The organism is Shimia aestuarii, from assembly GCF_022814865.1.
In the GTDB taxonomy this organism is placed as follows: Bacteria; Pseudomonadota; Alphaproteobacteria; order Rhodobacterales; family Rhodobacteraceae; genus Shimia; species Shimia aestuarii_A.
The window spans coordinates 309,906-326,205 of sequence record NZ_JAKVRD010000002.1 but is presented as its reverse complement, the minus strand read 5'-3'; the positions used below and the strand labels follow the sequence as shown (position 1 = coordinate 326,205).

Here is a 16,300-nt window from a genome sequence, read left to right as displayed (position 1 = left end):
GCGTGCCGGTCCTGTCCTCCGGCACGCCGATTTTAGCCTTTCCTTGCCGCCCGGCCCGGTCTAGCGTCGCGGCAAGTCGTACAGGAAAGGATGACCCCATGAGCACAATCGAAACCCGCCTCGCCGACCTCGGCGTGACGCTGCCCGACGCCCCGGCCCCGGCCGCCAACTACGTGCCTTATGTCCAGACCGGAAATACCGTCTATGTCTCGGGTCAGATTTCCATGAACGAAGAGGGTCTCATCATTGGCAAACTTGGTGACGACATGGACACCGAGGCGGGCGCCGCCGCCGCCAAGACCTGTGCCATCGGCCTCCTCGCCCAAGTGAAGAAAGCGTGCGATGGCGACCTCGAGCGCCTGGTACGGGTGGTCAAACTGACCGGCTTTGTAAATTCGACCGGCGATTACACCGACCAACCCAAGGTCATCAACGGAGCCTCCGACTTCTTCGTCGAAGCCCTCGGCGAGGCCGGCCGCCATGCGCGTTCCGCCGTCTCCGCCGCCGCGCTGCCGCTTGGCGTGGCCGTCGAAATCGAAGGCATCTTCGAAATCAAATGACCCCGCTGCCCCCGGCCTTCCTCGCCGCGCCCATCGCCCACCGTGCCCTGCATGATCTGGCCGATGGCCGCCCGGAAAACAGCCGCGCCGCCATCCGTGCCGCGATTGAGGCCGGCTATGGCATCGAGATCGACCTTCAGCCCTCCTCGGACGGGCGCGCCATGGTGTTTCACGACTACGCCCTGAAACGCCTGACCGGTCAGGAGGGCACGATAAGCACGCAACCCGCCAAAACCCTCGGCGGGATCGCCCTCCTTGGCGGCGACGAGGGCATCCCGACATTCGCCGAGGTGCTCGCCCTTGTTGCGGGCCGGGTGCCGCTTCTGGTCGAGATCAAGGATCAGGACGGCGTACTCGGCCCCAATATTGGCGCGCTTGAAGAGGCCGCGGCGCGCGATGTCGCGGGTTATGATGGCCCGCTCGCCTTCATGTCCTTCAATCCCCATTCCGTCGCCGCACTGGCCTCCCTCGCGCCCCACGTACCGCGTGGCCTCGTGACGGATGCCTATGACGACAAAGGCTGGCCTCTCGTGCCACCCGCGCGCCGCGACGAGTTGCGCGCCATCCCCGATTTCGACCGCACCGGCGCAAGCTTCATAAGCCACCGCGCAGCCGACCTCTCCCGCCCCCGCGTCGCCGAGATCAAGGCCAGCGGCGCGCCTGTGCTGTGCTGGACCGTGCGCTCGCCCGCCGAGGAGGCAGAAGCCCGCCGCGTCGCCGACAACATCACCTTCGAAGGCTACGCCGCACCGATCCCCGCTTGATCCGCCCCCGCCGCGCCCCACATAGTCAAAAGGCGAACGAGGGAGAGCCGCACATGGACGGCGCACAGATCGAGATCAGCCTATCCGAGACGATTTCCAGCATCGGCCAAGCCGACTGGGACGCCTGCGCCTGCCCTGAGGCCGCGGATGGCACCCGCCCCGCCGATCCCTTTACGACCTACCGCTTCCTTTCCGCTCTCGAACAAAGCGGCTCGGTCGGCCCCGGCACCGGCTGGGGGCCCCGTTACCTCACCGCCCGGCGCGACGGCGAGGTCATCGCCTGCGCCCCGCTCTACGTCAAATCCCATAGCCAGGGCGAATACGTCTTTGACCATAGCTGGGCCCATGCCTACGAGGGCGCGGGCGGGCGCTACTACCCGAAACTGCAGATCGCCGTGCCCTTTACCCCCGTCACGGGCCGCCGTCTCCTGACCCGTCCGGGCTTTGAGACCACGGGCGCCTCCGCCCTCGTCCAAGGCGCGGTGCAGATCGGCGCCGACAACGGACTTTCCTCCCTCCACCTGACCTTCTGCACCGAAGCAGAGGCCGAGGCCGGGCGGCAAATGGGCCTCCAGCACCGCACCGGGCAACAGTTCCATTGGATCGACCAAGGCTACGAGACCTTCGACGGCTTCCTCGCCTCGCTCTCCTCGCGCAAACGCAAAAACATCCGCAAGGAACGCGCCCGCGCGCAAGGTTTCGGCGGCGAGATCGTGACCCTCACAGGCGACCAAATCCGCCCCGAACACTGGGATGCCATGTGGATGTTCTATCAGGACACGGGCGCCCGCAAATGGGGCACGCCCTACCTCACCCGCGCTTTCTTCGACCTCCTGCACGACACGATGCGCGACGACATCCTCCTGATCTTCGCCGAGCGATATGGCCAGCCCATCGCTGGCGCGATGAACCTGATCGGCCGCGACACGCTCTTCGGGCGCTACTGGGGCTGCATCGAGGACCATGCCTGCCTGCATTTCGAACTGTGCTATTATCAGGCGATGGACTGGGCGCTCACGCATGGCCTGTCCCGCGTCGAAGCGGGCGCACAGGGCGAACACAAACTCGCGCGCGGATACCTGCCGGTCGAGACTCATTCCCTGCACTGGATCGCGGATCAGGGTTTCGCCCGCGCCGTGGAAGAGTATCTTGAGGCCGAACGCCGCGCCGTGAGCGAGGAAATAGAGGTGCTGACCTCCTGGGGTCCGTTCCGACAAGACACACGAGAGGATCACGAATGAGCGAAAGACTAAGCGACACCGCCCGCGAGGCCCTTCTGGCCCCGCTTCTCGCCTCCGGCTGGACCCTCGTTGAGGGCCGCGACGCGATCCATAAACAGTTCAAATTCGAGAGTTTCACAGACGCCTTCGGCTGGATGACCCGCGCCGCCCTCTGGGCCGAGAAATGGGACCATCACCCGGAATGGAGCAACACCTACAACCGCGTCGAAGTCACCCTGACAACTCACGATGTCGACGGGCTAAGCGCCCTCGACGCCAAACTCGCGCGGAAGATGGATAGTCTCTAAAACAGGCTCTCACAAAGGCAAAACGGGCCGCAACCGGCCCGTTTTTTCGTCTCGCGGATCGCCCTCAAAGCGCCGCGAGCAGCTCCTCGCCGGAGGTGCGTTCGAACACGCCGGCTTTCTCTTCTTCCTGAATCCAGGTGACCTCACCGTCCTCGACGATGGCGGCAAAGCGGCGGGTGCGGTTGACGAAGCCGACCGGCGGCGCCGAAAACTCAAGACCCATGGCAAGCGTGATCGACGCGTCCGGGTCGCTGAGGAGCGTGACGCCATCGCCGCTTGCTCCCGTGACATCGTCCCACGCCTTCACGACCCAAGGGTCATTCACCGAAATACAAATGATCTCGTCCACGCCCTTGGCTTTGATCGCCTCGACATTGCGCGTAAAGCTCGGCAAATGCGCGTTGGAACAGGTCGAGGTGAACGCCCCCGGCAGGCCAAAAAGCGCGATCTTGCGCCCCTTCACCAGCCCCTCAAGGGCGACCGGCTCGGGTCCGCCTTCACCAAGACGCATCAAGTTGCCTTCGGGTAGCTTATCGCCCACAGAAATCGTCATCTCTTGTCCTTTGTTCAATTGCGTTTTCCCAAGTCCCAGATATAGGCTCCATCCCTGAAAAGGAAACAGGTGATATCGAGGTGAGGACATGACGCATGTCGTGGTGATCGGTGCAGGACAGGCGGGTTCGGCCCTCGTCGCAAAGCTGCGCAATAGCGGGTTCGACGGCAAGGTGACGCTGATCGGTGAGGAACCTGTGCCCCCCTATCAACGCCCGCCACTGTCCAAGAAATACCTGCTTGGCGAGATGGAGCTCGAACGGCTCTATCTGCGCCCCGAAAGCTTCTATTCCGAGAACGGCATCGACCTGCACCTGAACGAAACCGTGCAATCCATCGACACTGCCGACAAGGCCGTGATCGCGGGCGGGCACCGGATCGACTATGACGAGCTGGTCCTGACGACCGGCTCTGTCCCCCGCCGCCTGCCGCCCGCCATCGGCGGCCTGCTCGAAGGCGTCCATGTGGTGCGTGACCTGCGCGACGTGGACACCATGGCGCCGGACTTCGTCGAAGGCCGCCACGCGCTCATCGTGGGCGGGGGATATATCGGCCTCGAAGCCGCCGCCGTCGCCGCCTCACGCGGGCTCAAGGTCACGCTGGTTGAAATGGCCGACCGCATCCTGCAACGTGTCGCCGCGCCCGAAACCTCCGCCTACTTCCGCGAGATGCACGCCCGCCATGGGGTCGAGATCATCGAAGGCGTGGGCCTCGAAACCCTCGTCGGCGACACCCGCGTCACTGGTGCGCGCCTAAGCGATGGGCGCGAGATCGATGTGGATTTCGTCATTGTCGGCGTCGGCATCACCCCCGCCACGACCCTCGCCGAAGAGGCCGGGATCGAGATCGAGAACGGCATCAAGACCGACGCACAGGGCCGCACCTCAACCCCCCATGTCTGGGCCGCGGGTGATTGCGCCTCCTTCCCATACAAGGGGGGGCGCATCCGCCTTGAAAGTGTGCCCAACGCCATTGATCAGGCCGAATGCGTTGCCGAAAACATCATGGGCGCGGGCAAGGACTATACCGCCAAGCCGTGGTTCTGGTCCGATCAATACGACATCAAGCTCCAGATCGCGGGCCTCAACACGGGCTATGACAGCGTCGTAACCCGCGCGGGCGAAGGCGACTCCGTCTCCTTCTGGTATTACGCGGGCGACACGCTCCTCGCCGTCGACGCCATGAACGCACCGCGCGATTACATGATCGGCAAACGCCTGATCGAAGGCGGCAAATCGCCTGCGCCCTCGCTCATCGCTGACCCGGAAACCGACATGAAGGCCCTGATGAAGCTGTGAGGATCATCGCCGGAACATGTCGCGGCACGGCGCTGGCCAGTGTCGGCAAGGGGGACGCGGGCGCGCATCTGCGCCCGACAACGGACCGCGTCCGCGAAAGCCTGTTCAACGTCCTCATGGGCGGCAAGTTCGGCGACCCCATCACCGGCGCGCGCACCCTCGACCTTTTCGCAGGCACCGGCGCGCTTGGCCTCGAGGCGCTGTCGCGTGGCGCTACCTGCACAACCTTCGTCGATGACGGTCGCAAATCCCAAAGCCTCATCCGCGAGAACATCCGCCTGACGCGCAGCAAAGCCGCGACGACCCTCATTGCCCGCGACGCCACACGCCTACCCGCCAACACCGGCGCGCCCTATGATCTGATCTTCCTTGATCCGCCCTATGGCAAGGGCCTCGGCACCACCGCGCTCGCCGCCGCACGGGCGGGAAACTGGATCGCGCCCGACGCCCTCATCGTCTGGGAAGAAAACGCGCCCCAGCCCGCGCCCGAGGGCTTCGACCTTCTCGATTGCCGCAAATACGGCGACACTCATGTGACCTTCCTCGCCCCTATCTCGCAATCGTGAGGGCGCGGACGGCGCATTTGTGATACTCTCAAGGGACACGGCAGGCCGCCGCCTTCGGCACAGGGCTCTGCACATTCATGTCCCATGTGCCACGCGCCTGCCCTAGACCATTAGGGAGGACGCCATGGTTCAGACAATCGGTAACCCGCTCAGTTGGGGCGCTCAGGCAGCGGTCGGCACAGGCCACGCGCTTGCCGGGGCCACCTCGGGGATGCGCAGCGACCCCAACGTGTCGCCCCGCGTGAACACAATCGGCCTACGAGAGGTCGGACTTGCTCTGCGCCTCGGCTGGCGCGATTTCCTGCACCTGCGAAGCGACGTGCTGATGCTCGTGGTGATCTACCCCATTGTGGGGCTGCTTCTGGCGGGCTTTGCCTTTCACGCCGCGCTTCTGCCGCTTCTCTTCCCGCTGGTTTCGGGCTTTGCGCTGCTTGGCCCCATCGCCGCCATCGGCCTCTATGCCATGAGCCGACACGCTGAAACCGATCCCGCCCCGCGCTGGGGCACCGCGTTCGCCTCATTGGACGGTCACATGATCGGCCCGGTGCTGACGATGGGTCTCTACCTATTGGCGCTGTTTACGCTCTGGGTCGCCTCGGCCCTTGCGATCTACAACGTGACCCTCGGCCCCGCCATGCCAACGAGCGTGATGGGATTCGCCCGGGACGTGCTGACAACCGCAGAAGGCTGGACCCTCGCATGGCTCGGCATCGGCGTCGGTGGCATTTTCGCCCTAATCGTCCTTGTGACCACGCTCACAAGCCTGCCGATGCTGATCGACCGCCCCGTTGGCCTGCCCGTCGCAGTCGCCGCATCCCTGCGCGTCGCCCGCAAGAACCCGCTTGCCGTCATCGCATGGGGCATCGTGGTCGCGGCGCTCCTCCTTTTGGGAAGCCTACCGCTCTTCCTCGGGCTGATCGTGGTGCTTCCGGTCCTTGGGCATGGCACATGGCACCTCTACCGCCTCGCCATCGACTTCGACGACTGACACGAAAAAGGCGCGGCCTTCCCGGTCGCGCCTTTCCAATCCGTCTTGCCGAACCTGTTAGATCGCGGCCTTCATGCTCTCGTCGAGGTAAATCTCGCGCAGGCGCTTGGCGATCCGCCCCGGCACCCCGTCGCCAACCGTTGCCCCGTCGATCTCCACAACCGGCATCACGAAGGCACTCGCAGAGGTCACAAACGCCTCGTCCGCGTCCTTCGCCTCTTCAATTGTGAAAAGACGCTCTTCGATTTCCATCTGCGCCTCTTCCGCCATCCGCAGAACCGCCTTGCGGGTGATCCCGTGCAGAATGTCGTTCGAAAGCGGGCGGGTCACGATCTTGCCGTCCTTGACGAAATAGGCGTTGTTGGACGTGCCTTCAGTGACATAGCCATCCTCGACCATCCACGCGTCATCCGCACCCGCCTTCTTGGCCATCATCTTGCCCATCGACGGATAAAGAAGCTGCACCGTCTTGATGTCGCGACGACCCCAGCGGATATCCTCGATCGAGATAACCTTGATCCCTTCCTGCGCCGCTGGCGCATTGGCAAGGCCCGGCTTGTTCTGGGTGAAAAGAACGAGGGTCGGCTTGGTGTCTTCCGACGGAAAGACAAAATCCCGGTCGCCATCCGATCCGCGCGTGACCTGAAGATAGATCATCCCCTCTTCGATCCCGTTCAACTCAACAAGCTTGCGGTGAATCTCGAGAAGCTCCTCCTTCGTGCACGGCGCCTGCATGTCGAGCTCCTTGAGCGACCGCTCAAGCCGCACCGCATGGCCGTCAAAGTCTATGAGCTTGCCACCAAGAACCGAGGTGACCTCATAAACCGCATCCGCCATGAGGAAGCCCCGGTCAAAGATCGACACCGTTGCCTCACCCTCGGGCAGGTACTCTCCGTTTACAAATACAGTGCGGGTCATTTCCGTCTCCTTAGCCCCAGAGCGCCGCCACAGGCGGGTGCACCCCGGAATCGTCAAAAATCAAAGGTTGCGGACGGTCTTCTGCGAGAAGAAGCGGCCCGTCAAGGTCCGTCACCATCGCGCCTTGCGCCACAAGCGTCGCCGGCGCCATCGCAAGCGACGATCCCACCATGCATCCGACCATAACCTTATAGCCCTCGGCAAGCGCCGCCGCGCGCAGCGCAAGCGCCTCGGTGAGGCCGCCCGTCTTGTCGAGCTTGATATTCACAACGTCATACTTGCCCTTGAGCGCCGCAAGGCTCCCCCGGTCGTGACAGCTCTCATCGGCACAAACCGGCACCGGCCGCTCCATGCCCAATAGCGCGTCATCCTCTCCCGCGGGCAAGGGCTGCTCCACAAGCGCCACGCCAAGCCGCACAAGATGCGGTGCGAGATCGGCATAGACCTCGGCGCTCCACCCCTCGTTGGCATCGACAATGATGGTCGATTTCGGCGCGCCCGCGCGCACCGCCTCAAGGCGCGGCATGTCATCGGGCGTGCCGAGCTTGATCTTGAGGAGCGGGCGAAACGCGTTTTCCGCCGCCTGCGCCTGCATCTTTTCGGGTGTGTCGAGCGAGAGCGTATAGGCCGTGATCTCCGGCCCCGGCTTTGGTAGACCCGCAAGCTCCCAAACGCGCTTGCCCGCCTGTTTCGCCTCGAGATCCCAAAGCGCGCAATCAACCGCATTGCGCGCCGCGCCCGCAGGCAGAAGATCATAAAGCGCCACCCGGTCGAACGTCGCGGGCAAGCCCTCGATCTCCGCGGTCACACTCTCGAGCGTCTCATCGTAACGCGCATAGGGCACGCATTCGCCCCATCCCGTGACACCGTTCTCCTCGATCCGCACCGTGAGCACCTTCGCCTCGGTCCGTGACCCCCGCGAAATGGTGAACACCTGCGCCAGCTTGAAAACGTCCCGCGTGACGGAAACCTGCATGCCCCGCTCCTTCCTCTTGCTGAAAATATCCCGGGGGTGCGGGGGCTGGCCCCCGCTCCTGCCCGTTGCTCAGGCGAGCTTACATCGCCGCCAGCGCGTCGACCAGCTTGCCCGCGCCAAAGCGATAGGGGTCGGTCGCCGGAAGCCCCATGCTTTCCTCGAGGCCACCGAGGTAGGCTTTCGCCTCCTCCTCACCCATGTGCTGGGTGTTGACCGAGATGCCGACAACCTTGCACGCTGGGTTCGCCACCTTCGCCAGCGCCAGCGCCATGTCACGCAGCTCTTCAAGGCTCGGCTGCTGATAGTCCGGCAGGCCCCGCATATGTTCGCGCGTCGGCTCGTGGCTGAGGATAAGCGCATCCGGCTGCCCGCCATGGATAAGCGCCATGGTGACCCCCGAATAGGACACATGGAACAGGCTCCCCTGCCCCTCGATCAGGTCCCAGTGGTCGTCGTCATTGTCCGGCGTGAGCCATTCCACCGACCCGGCCATGAAATCCGCAATCACCGCATCGAGCGGCACACCGTCGCCAGTGATCAGAATGCCGGTCTGCCCGGTCGCCCGAAAGCTCGACTTCATCCCTCGCTCGCGCATCTCCGCGTCCATGGCGAGCGCCGTGTACATCTTGCCGACCGAACAATCCGTGCCCACCGCAAGGCACCGCTTGCCGCTGCGCTTCTTGCCGTTGGCGATCGGGTAATCCACCTCCGGGATACGCACATCATGCAAGCTCTGCCCCGTCGCCTCGGCCACGGCCACAAGGTCCGGCTCGTCGCGCAACAGGTTGTGCAGGCCCGAAGCCAGGTCAAACCCTTCCTCGAGCGCCGCCACGAGAACCTTTTTCCACGCCTTGGAAATGACGCCGCCCCGGTTGGCCACGCCAATGACGAGCGTTTTCGCCCCCGCCGCCTTGGCCTCGGCCAGCGTCATGTCGGTCAGGCCAAGATCGGCCTTGCAGCCTTCCATGCGGAACTGGCCCACGGCGTTTTCCGGACGCCAGTCCTTGATCCCTTGCGCCACTTTCGCGGCAAGTTGGTCGGGCGCGTCGCCCAGGAAGAGAAGATACGGTGTCTGAATCATGGCAGTAATCCTGTCTTTTTCTCCTTCACCTTGCCCCAGCCGCCCCACGAATGCTTTGCAAATGCTGCGCTCTTTTCGGAACAGTTTGAGAAATCCTCCCGCAAAAAGCGCTCTCTACGCAAAAATCTTGACGCCTCCGGGCCAGATCACTCCGAATCCAACCACAGCCTCCGGCCCCTGTCGCGCGCCGGGACAGTCTCGCATTGCTGCACCTGCAAAACAACGCTTGCGAAGACATGCGCAATATTCTACCGAATGGCGTGAAAAAATCGAAACTTCCTTACCCGAGAGGATCGACATGAGCTTCCGCATTCAGCCTGCCGCCCCCGCCCGTCCCAACCGCTGCCAGCTGTTCGGCCCGGGTTCCAACACCAAGCTCTTCGCCAAGATGGCCGCCTCTGCCGCCGACGTCATCAACCTCGACCTCGAGGATTCCGTCGCGCCGACCGACAAGGACATGGCCCGCGCCAACGTCATCGAGGCCCTGAACACCGTTGACTGGGGCAACAAGTATATGTCCGTCCGTATCAACGGCCTCGACACCCCCTATTGGTATCGCGATGTGGTAGACCTCCTCGAACAGGCCGGTGACCGCCTCGACCAGATCATGATCCCCAAAGTCGGCTGTGCCGAAGACGTTTATGCCGTCGACGCCCTCGTGACCGCCATCGAGGCCGCCAAGGGCCGCGCCAAGCCGATCTCGTTTGAGGTCATCATCGAATCGGCCGCCGGCATCGCCCATGTCGAAGCCATCGCCGCCGCCTCGCCCCGCCTTCAGGCCATGTCGCTCGGCGCCGCCGACTTCGCCGCCTCCATGGGCATGCAGACAACCGGCATCGGCGGCACGCAGGAAGCCTATTTCATGCTGCACGACGGCGCGAAATACTGGTCCGACCCCTGGCACTGGGCCCAGACCGCCATCGTCGCCGCCTGCCGCACCCACGGCGTCCTGCCCGTTGATGGCCCCTTCGGCGACTTCTCCGATGACGAAGGCTACATCGCCCAGGCCAAACGCTCCGCAACCCTCGGCATGGTCGGCAAATGGGCCATCCACCCGAAACAAATCGCGCTGGCCAACGAGGTCTTCACCCCGTCGGAAGAAGCCGTCTCCGAGGCCCGCGAAATCCTCGCCGCCATGGAACAGGCCAAAGCCAACGGCGAAGGCGCCACCGTCTACAAAGGCCGCCTCGTCGACATCGCCTCGATCAAACAAGCCGAAGTCATCGTCGCCCAAGCCGAGCTGATCGCCAAGAACGGCTGATCCCGGCGGTTAAGGTGAAAAAGCAAACGCCCCCGCAGGAAACTGTGGGGGCGTTTTGTGTTGGGGGATCTGGAACGGATTGCGCAGGCCGACCTCGGCTTTCGGCCCTGGGCAGCCGAAGCTGATCGGAAAGGTAGAGGGGGCGGAAAGCTGACCTTTGGCAATTTCTGCACCGAGGTCTGCTATGCGGGACTTTGCTTCCGTTTTCGACGAAAGTCAGCTAGCAACATCCAGCAGAGATTTCAGAAGGAGCTCTACCGTGGGTACGTGGGGTGTCGGCGTATTTGAAAACGATGCTGCAAGTGATTGGCTCGCTCACTTGGAGAAGCTTGGCTTCCTTGCCATTCCAACACCGCTTGCCGTCATCGGGGAACACTTCGACAAGAAGGAGCTCATTCCCGCGGATGTTGAGCAGAGCTTTTGGGCGATGTGCGAAGTCATTGGTATTGCTGGTGGGTTTGGGCAAGTGGCTCAAGTAGCCGGACATAGCGAGACCATTAGGCGTAATGCCGAGCGCATACTCAAAATCCCTAATCTGGAGCAACGTGTCCTCTTGGCACTCGGTCGATTGGAAGGCGAGCCAAGTGAACTAGCAGTGCTGTGGGATGATGCAGGTGACGGCGAGGCTTTTCGTTTAAATCGGGACCGCGCGAAGGATGCAGCGCTCAAAGCCCTGAAACAAAGCGCGTGGTAGGTCTGGGCTCAGAGCAACCCTTCGCCGCATTCGTCTTGAAGATCCCCTTCCGGGCCGCGCTCCACTTTGCACTCCCCCCTCCCTTCCCCTACCCTCGCGCCCATGACCCAAATCACCCTCCTGCATACCGCCGAGGCCCATGTCGCCACCTTCGACGCCCTGCGCGACCGCATTACCCCCGGCGCGGTGCTGCATCATGTCGTGCGCCCCGACTGGCTCGCAACCGCCCGCGCGTCCGGCCCGACCGAGGCGCTGATAAAAGAAATCACCGAAGCCATCCAATCGGCGCAAGGCACCGCGCTTTGCACCTGCACCACCATCGGCGACATGGCCGAGACGGCGGGCGCGCTGGTGATCGACCGCCCCGCCATGACCGAGGCCGCCCGGATCGGCGGGCCGATCCTCATGGCCTATGCGCTTGAGAGCACCGCCGCCCCCTCGCGCGCCGCACTCGAACGGGCCTTGGCCCGAGCGGACAAAACCGCAGACGTCATCCCCCTGCCGCTGCCGCAATTCTGGCCGCTCTTCGAATCGGATGAGCGCGACGCCTTCGCCGCCTGCATCGCCGGGGCGATCCGCGATGCCCTGCCCACGGCCAAACCCGCCTGCATCCTGCTCGCACAGGCAAGCATGGCCCCCGCCGCCGCGCTGCTCTCCGATCTCGACACCCCCGTCCTGACCACGCCGGAAACCGCGCTGCGCGCCGCGCTCGCGCGCTGACGCCCACTCTTCCTCTTGCCCGAAATATCCCGGGGTGAATTGAGCCGTAGGCTCAAGAGGGGCAGCGCCCCTCAACCCTTAACAAAACCCCACGCGCAAGAATCCACACCACCGCGATACAGACCCAATACCGACGTAATACCGACGTTGATTTTCGCCGTTAACTTTTGCCTCAGGCGCGCTCGTCCTTCGGGCTTCCCATGACCACATACGAGGTGATCGCGTTCACATGCGGCACGGTCCCAAGAACCTCCGTGTGGAACCGTTTATAGGCCACAAGATCCGCCGCCTCGACCCGAAGAAGATACTCCACCGACCCCGTGATATTATGGCATTCGCGCACTTCCGGCGCCCGCTGCATCGCCCGCTCGAACCCTTCCTGCGCCGCCTTCGTATGCTCGTTAAGCCCCACCGTGATATAGGCCACGAACCCGACGCCAAGCGCCGCGCGATCCGTAACCGCCCGGTATCCCTTGATAATTCCACTGCGCTCAAGTTCCTGCACCCGGCGCAGGCAGGCCGAGGGCGATAGCCCGACACGCTCGGCAAGCTCGAGGTTGCTCACCCGCCCATCGCGGCCAAGTTCGCGCAATATATGCTCGTCGATATGATCCATCCTCGCCATTAATTGCAAAAATAGCCCATCTCCGCACAAAAAGGCAATTTCATAGCGCGGATTTCGCGGCAAACTCTCCCCATGACACCAGACCTTCTCGCCGCCTTCGCGCTTTTCGCCTTCGTCTCCTCGATCACGCCGGGGCCGAACAACCTCATGCTGATGGCCTCCGGCGCCAATTTCGGCCTCTGGCGCAGCATCCCGCACATGCTCGGGATCGGCGTCGGCTTTGTGGTCATGGTGATCCTTGTCGGCATTGGCCTCATGCAGGTCTTCGATACCTTCCCTATCGCCCACACCATCCTCAAAGTCCTGAGCGCCGCCTATCTCCTTTATCTTGCTTGGAAAATTGCCCATGCAAGCGCCCCCTCCGAGGGCGGTGGAGAGGGCCGTCCGCTGACCTTCTTGCAGGCCGCGCTGTTCCAATGGGTGAACCCCAAGGCCTGGTCCATGGCGCTCACCGCCATCGCTCTTTATGCGCCGGACCGGTCCCTGATGGCCGTGCTCCTCGTCGCCGCGATCTTCGGCGCGGTGAACCTGCCCTGCGTCAGTAGCTGGACCCTCCTCGGCCAGCAAATGCGCCATGTCCTAAGCACACCCACCCGCCTCACGGCATTCAACTGGACCATGGCCGCGCTTCTTGTCGCCTCGCTCTATCCGGTGCTCTTTACCGGCTGACGCAGGATCGTGCGGAGCTTTTCCGGCTGAACCCGCCTCGGGTCTGAGAGATAGATCTCGTGATGCGCCCCGTTGAAGGCCAGCCCGGCCTCCGGCATCACCCGCTCATGCAGGTCTGCAAGAACCGGAGCTTCCGCCGTGTAGGGGCCGACATGGAGGGTCTGAAGGCATGCGCCCTCTTCGAAAACGCGCCGCGCAATCTGCGCCAAAGGCTCAATATCTACGCCTTTTTTCAAGAGCTTGACCCGCACGCTCTCACGCACCTCCTCGACGATCTCATTGCTGACACGGTCCGGCATCCGAAGCATCGCCCGCCATTGCCACGCCGCCCGATTCCCCGCGACAAAAGCCGCCGGATCCTCGGCCCACCAGAGCGCCTCAAGCGGCGGCACGACGTAATCCGCGCCCTCGGACTTGCAGGCGAACTTGACCCCATAGGCCAGCGGATAAAGCACCCCGAGCGCCGCCGCATAGCCCGGCCCGTTCGGATCGCCCTGCCCGTCAATCGCGAGGAACGTCATCTGGGGAAGCGTGATCCGGTCCCACCGCCCCTGCTTGCCGCCATAGAACGCCTTGTCGACCTTTTTGAAATCAAGCTTGTCCATGCTCCAACCCAATGACTACGCGCCACCCGATCATATCAGACCAATCCGAACGCGTCCCTATTGTTGCAATTGCCGTGTCCCGGCGTCATATAGCGACGTGACGACGTGGACCGGAGACCCCCATGACCAACTACCTCGACTTCGAAAAACCGCTCGCCGAAATCGAAGGCAAAGCCGAAGAACTCCGCGCCCTTGCGCGGCAAAACGAGGAAATGGATATCGCCGACGAGGCCGCCGCTCTGGACCGCAAAGCGTCCGAGATGCTGGACGAACTCTATGGCAACCTGACCCCCTGGCGTAAATGTCAGGTGGCACGTCACCCCCAGCGCCCGCATTGCAAAGACTATATCGACGCGCTCTTTACCGAATATACCCCGCTCGCAGGCGACCGGAACTTTGCTGATGACCATGCGGTCATGGGCGGCCTCGCGCGCCTTGATGGGCGTGCCGTGATGGTGATCGGCCACGAGAAAGGCGACGACACCAAGAGCCGCATTGAACGCAACTTCGGCATGGCCCGCCCCGAAGGCTACCGCAAGGCGATCCGCTTGATGGAAATGGCCGACAAGTTCGGCCTCCCGGTGGTGACCCTCGTCGATACCCCCGGCGCTTATCCCGGCAAGGGCGCCGAAGAACGTGGCCAGTCCGAGGCCATCGCGCGCTCGACCGAGAAATGCCTGCAGATCGGCGTGCCGCTGGTCTCTGTCGTGATCGGTGAGGGCGGCTCTGGCGGGGCTGTGGCCTTTGCGACCGCGAACCGTGTCGCGATGCTCGAACATTCCGTCTATTCCGTGATCTCGCCCGAGGGCTGCGCGTCGATCCTGTGGAAGGATTCCGACAAGATGCGCGAAGCTGCCGAGGCGCTGCGCCTGACTGCGCAGGACCTCTACAAGCTCGGCGTCGCGGACCGCATCGTTGACGAACCGCGCGGCGGTGCCCATCGCGACAGCAAGGCCACGATCGAGGCCGTCGGCAAGGCGATCAACGCCATGCTCAAAGACCTCGACGGCAAGAGCCCGAAAAAGCTCGTTTCCATGCGTCGTGAGAAGTTCCTCGATCTCGGCAACAAGGGCCTCGCCGCTTAAGTCGGCAGGCCTATCGCGCCAAAAGCTTCAGGCCCTGCGTCACGTCCGACCGCACCGCAAGCCGCAAGCCCGGCTCGTCGCCGGCGCGCAACGCCGCAATGATGAGCCGATGATAGTGCGGCGGCTCTGTTTTGCGGAGCTTACCGTAGAGCGCCCGCATCGTCGGCCCAAGCTGAAGCCAGACCGTTTCCGCCATGGCGAGCATCGCTGGCGCCTGCGCCCGCAAATAGAGCGTGCGGTGGAATTCAAGGTTGCGCCGGATATAGCTCACGGCATCGCGGTTCTCGACCGCCTTGGCAACATTGCCGTTGATCGTCTGAAGCCGTTCTATCAGCGCCATATGCGCCCGTGGCAACGCCCGGCTCGCAAGCTCCACCTCGATCAACGCCCGCAGCGCGGCCAGTTCCTCGATCCGCTCACTGGTCAGTTCCGGCGTCGAGACACGCCCCGAACTTGACAGGAACAATGCCCCCTCTGCCACCAGCCGCCGCACCGCTTCGCGCGCAGGCGTCATGGAGACCTCGTATTCTCGCCCGATCCCGCGCAGTGTAAGCGCCTCGCCGGGGCCGATCTCGCCATGCATGATCCGGGTGCGCAAACGTCGGTAGACCCTGTCATGGGCCGAGCTTGAGATATCTTGAGAGCGGGACTGGGTCAGCATGATTTAAATGTGATCACAAAATACAATCTGGTCAATCTGCAAAACGATACCGATGCAATTCTTCACCATGATCGCGCAGCCATCGGCGCGGCGCGGCATAGGGGCCATGGATCTCTTCCACCAGATCCCAAAAGCGATCACTGTGGTTCATCTCCTGCAAATGCGCGACCTCGTGGCCAGCAACATATTCGAGGACCGAAGCCGGAGCCATGATCAGTCGCCAACTATACATCAGCGCCCCCTTGGATGAACACGACCCCCAGCGCGACCGCGTATCGCGCAAAGTCAGCCGCGCATAGGGCCGCCCAAGACGGGCTGCATAGCGATCCGACGCCGCCACGAGCCGCGCGCGCGCCTGCTCCTTGAGAAAACCCTGCACCCGCGCACCGACACGAGCCGGATCGCCCGGCACCGCAATCTCTCCGCCCGAAACGCGGACCTGTCGCCCCGTACCGGCCACGACCTGCAACCGCCGCCCCTCGAGCAGCACCTCGCTGCCAAGCCCGACCCGGACCTGATCCGGGCGATCCGCAAGCTGTTTGCGCAGCCAATTCGCCTTCTCGAGCACGAACTCGAGCCCCTCGCGTTCGCGCACGCCCTTCGGCAAAGTCAACGTTACCCGACCATCCAGCCGCGACACCCGAAGAGAAATGCGCCGCGCGCGCGACGACCGACGCATAACCACCGGGATATCCGGTAGTCCGGGTAGGAAATGTTGCGTCATATACGCTCCCTGAAGATTCGCACGC

General features: G+C 63.4%; 20 protein-coding genes. 12 read left to right on the top strand and 8 right to left on the bottom strand.

Annotated features, from left to right (window positions below):
- Positions 1-98 precede the first annotated feature (98 nt).
- From MK745_RS03695 to MK745_RS03680, 4 genes are read left to right on the top strand one after another with little or no spacing between them, the layout of a single operon-like run.
- Complete coding sequence (locus tag MK745_RS03695) at positions 99-560, top strand: RidA family protein (protein ID WP_243611916.1); 462 nt, start codon at positions 99-101, stop codon at positions 558-560.
- Positions 557-1,324, top strand: coding sequence for a glycerophosphodiester phosphodiesterase family protein (locus MK745_RS03690; RefSeq protein ID WP_243611915.1), 768 nt, complete (start codon positions 557-559; stop codon positions 1,322-1,324). The genes MK745_RS03695 and MK745_RS03690 overlap by 4 nt, the downstream gene beginning before the upstream one ends.
- A 53-nt stretch (positions 1,325-1,377) precedes the next feature.
- The gene (locus tag MK745_RS03685) at positions 1,378-2,565 is read left to right on the top strand and encodes a GNAT family N-acetyltransferase (protein ID WP_243611914.1); all 1,188 of its coding nucleotides are present in this window, start codon (positions 1,378-1,380) and stop codon (positions 2,563-2,565) included.
- A complete protein-coding gene (locus MK745_RS03680) occupies positions 2,562-2,852 on the top strand; it encodes a 4a-hydroxytetrahydrobiopterin dehydratase (protein ID WP_243611913.1) in 291 nt (96 codons plus the stop codon). The genes MK745_RS03685 and MK745_RS03680 overlap by 4 nt, the downstream gene beginning before the upstream one ends.
- Positions 2,853-2,916: 64 nt before the next feature.
- Here MK745_RS03680 and MK745_RS03675 read toward each other — a convergent pair whose 3' ends face one another.
- Positions 2,917-3,405 carry a peroxiredoxin gene (locus MK745_RS03675; RefSeq protein ID WP_243611912.1) on the bottom strand — a complete coding sequence of 163 codons (489 nt, stop codon included), beginning with the start codon at positions 3,403-3,405 and terminating at the stop codon, positions 2,917-2,919.
- Between the two features lie 88 nt (positions 3,406-3,493).
- Between MK745_RS03675 and MK745_RS03670 the strand changes: the two genes are divergently transcribed.
- The 3 genes from MK745_RS03670 to MK745_RS03660 all read left to right on the top strand — a co-directional run bounded on the left by MK745_RS03670 (position 3,494) and on the right by MK745_RS03660 (position 6,256).
- Positions 3,494-4,702: an NAD(P)/FAD-dependent oxidoreductase gene (locus MK745_RS03670; protein WP_243611911.1), complete on the top strand. Its 1,209-nt coding sequence runs from the start codon at positions 3,494-3,496 to the stop codon at positions 4,700-4,702.
- Positions 4,699-5,268: a 16S rRNA (guanine(966)-N(2))-methyltransferase RsmD gene (rsmD, locus tag MK745_RS03665; RefSeq protein ID WP_243611910.1), complete on the top strand. Its 570-nt coding sequence runs from the start codon at positions 4,699-4,701 to the stop codon at positions 5,266-5,268. Before MK745_RS03670 ends, rsmD begins: the two co-directional genes overlap by 4 nt.
- Positions 5,269-5,392: 124 nt before the next feature.
- Positions 5,393-6,256 carry a DUF2189 domain-containing protein gene (locus MK745_RS03660; RefSeq protein ID WP_243611909.1) on the top strand — a complete coding sequence of 288 codons (864 nt, stop codon included), beginning with the start codon at positions 5,393-5,395 and terminating at the stop codon, positions 6,254-6,256.
- 57 nt (positions 6,257-6,313) lie between these two features.
- Here MK745_RS03660 and MK745_RS03655 read toward each other — a convergent pair whose 3' ends face one another.
- The 3 genes from MK745_RS03655 to dgcN form a co-directional block, all read right to left on the bottom strand.
- On the bottom strand, positions 6,314-7,174 hold the full coding sequence (locus MK745_RS03655) for a D-amino-acid transaminase (protein ID WP_243611908.1): 861 nt from the start codon (positions 7,172-7,174) through the stop codon (positions 6,314-6,316).
- A 10-nt stretch (positions 7,175-7,184) separates the two neighbouring features.
- Complete coding sequence (gene dgcA / locus MK745_RS03650) at positions 7,185-8,150, bottom strand: N-acetyl-D-Glu racemase DgcA (protein WP_243611907.1); 966 nt, start codon at positions 8,148-8,150, stop codon at positions 7,185-7,187.
- A gap of 79 nt (positions 8,151-8,229) precedes the next feature.
- Complete coding sequence (gene dgcN, locus MK745_RS03645) at positions 8,230-9,231, bottom strand: N-acetyltransferase DgcN (protein ID WP_243611906.1); 1,002 nt, start codon at positions 9,229-9,231, stop codon at positions 8,230-8,232.
- A 298-nt stretch (positions 9,232-9,529) separates the two neighbouring features.
- Between dgcN and MK745_RS03640 the strand changes: the two genes are divergently transcribed.
- From MK745_RS03640 to MK745_RS03630, 3 genes are all read left to right on the top strand, one after another.
- Positions 9,530-10,492, top strand: coding sequence for an L-malyl-CoA/beta-methylmalyl-CoA lyase (locus tag MK745_RS03640; RefSeq protein ID WP_243611905.1), 963 nt, complete (start codon positions 9,530-9,532; stop codon positions 10,490-10,492).
- 259 nt (positions 10,493-10,751) lie between these two features.
- Entirely contained in the window at positions 10,752-11,186 is a 435-nt protein-coding gene (locus tag MK745_RS03635) for a DUF4259 domain-containing protein (protein ID WP_243611904.1), read from the top strand.
- 102 nt (positions 11,187-11,288) lie between these two features.
- Positions 11,289-11,906, top strand: a complete 618-nt coding sequence (locus tag MK745_RS03630; RefSeq protein WP_243611903.1) for a hypothetical protein — start codon at positions 11,289-11,291, stop codon at positions 11,904-11,906.
- Positions 11,907-12,078: 172 nt separating this feature from the next.
- Here MK745_RS03630 and MK745_RS03625 read toward each other — a convergent pair whose 3' ends face one another.
- Positions 12,079-12,531 carry an Lrp/AsnC family transcriptional regulator gene (locus tag MK745_RS03625; RefSeq protein WP_243611902.1) on the bottom strand — a complete coding sequence of 151 codons (453 nt, stop codon included), beginning with the start codon at positions 12,529-12,531 and terminating at the stop codon, positions 12,079-12,081.
- A 72-nt stretch (positions 12,532-12,603) separates the two neighbouring features.
- Here MK745_RS03625 and MK745_RS03620 point away from each other — a divergent pair, with 72 nt between their 5' ends.
- On the top strand, positions 12,604-13,200 hold the full coding sequence (locus MK745_RS03620) for a LysE family translocator (protein ID WP_243611901.1): 597 nt from the start codon (positions 12,604-12,606) through the stop codon (positions 13,198-13,200).
- On the opposite strand, the gene MK745_RS03615 is transcribed toward MK745_RS03620, so the two are convergent.
- Positions 13,176-13,805 (bottom strand): GyrI-like domain-containing protein, encoded by a 630-nt coding sequence (locus tag MK745_RS03615; RefSeq protein WP_243611900.1) that lies wholly within the window; start codon positions 13,803-13,805, stop codon positions 13,176-13,178. The genes MK745_RS03620 and MK745_RS03615 overlap by 25 nt on opposite strands.
- 122 nt (positions 13,806-13,927) lie before the next feature.
- Between MK745_RS03615 and MK745_RS03610 the strand changes: the two genes are divergently transcribed.
- Complete coding sequence (locus MK745_RS03610) at positions 13,928-14,890, top strand: acetyl-CoA carboxylase carboxyltransferase subunit alpha (protein WP_243611899.1); 963 nt, start codon at positions 13,928-13,930, stop codon at positions 14,888-14,890.
- Between the two features lie 10 nt (positions 14,891-14,900).
- Here the strand turns inward: MK745_RS03610 and MK745_RS03605 are convergent, their stop codons facing one another.
- Both MK745_RS03605 and MK745_RS03600 read right to left on the bottom strand, forming a co-directional pair.
- The gene (locus MK745_RS03605; protein WP_243611898.1) at positions 14,901-15,551 is read right to left on the bottom strand and encodes a GntR family transcriptional regulator; all 651 of its coding nucleotides are present in this window, start codon (positions 15,549-15,551) and stop codon (positions 14,901-14,903) included.
- 31 nt (positions 15,552-15,582) lie between these two features.
- Positions 15,583-16,275, bottom strand: a complete 693-nt coding sequence (locus tag MK745_RS03600) for a M48 family metallopeptidase (RefSeq protein WP_243611897.1) — start codon at positions 16,273-16,275, stop codon at positions 15,583-15,585.
- Between the last annotated feature and the right edge of the window lie 25 nt (positions 16,276-16,300).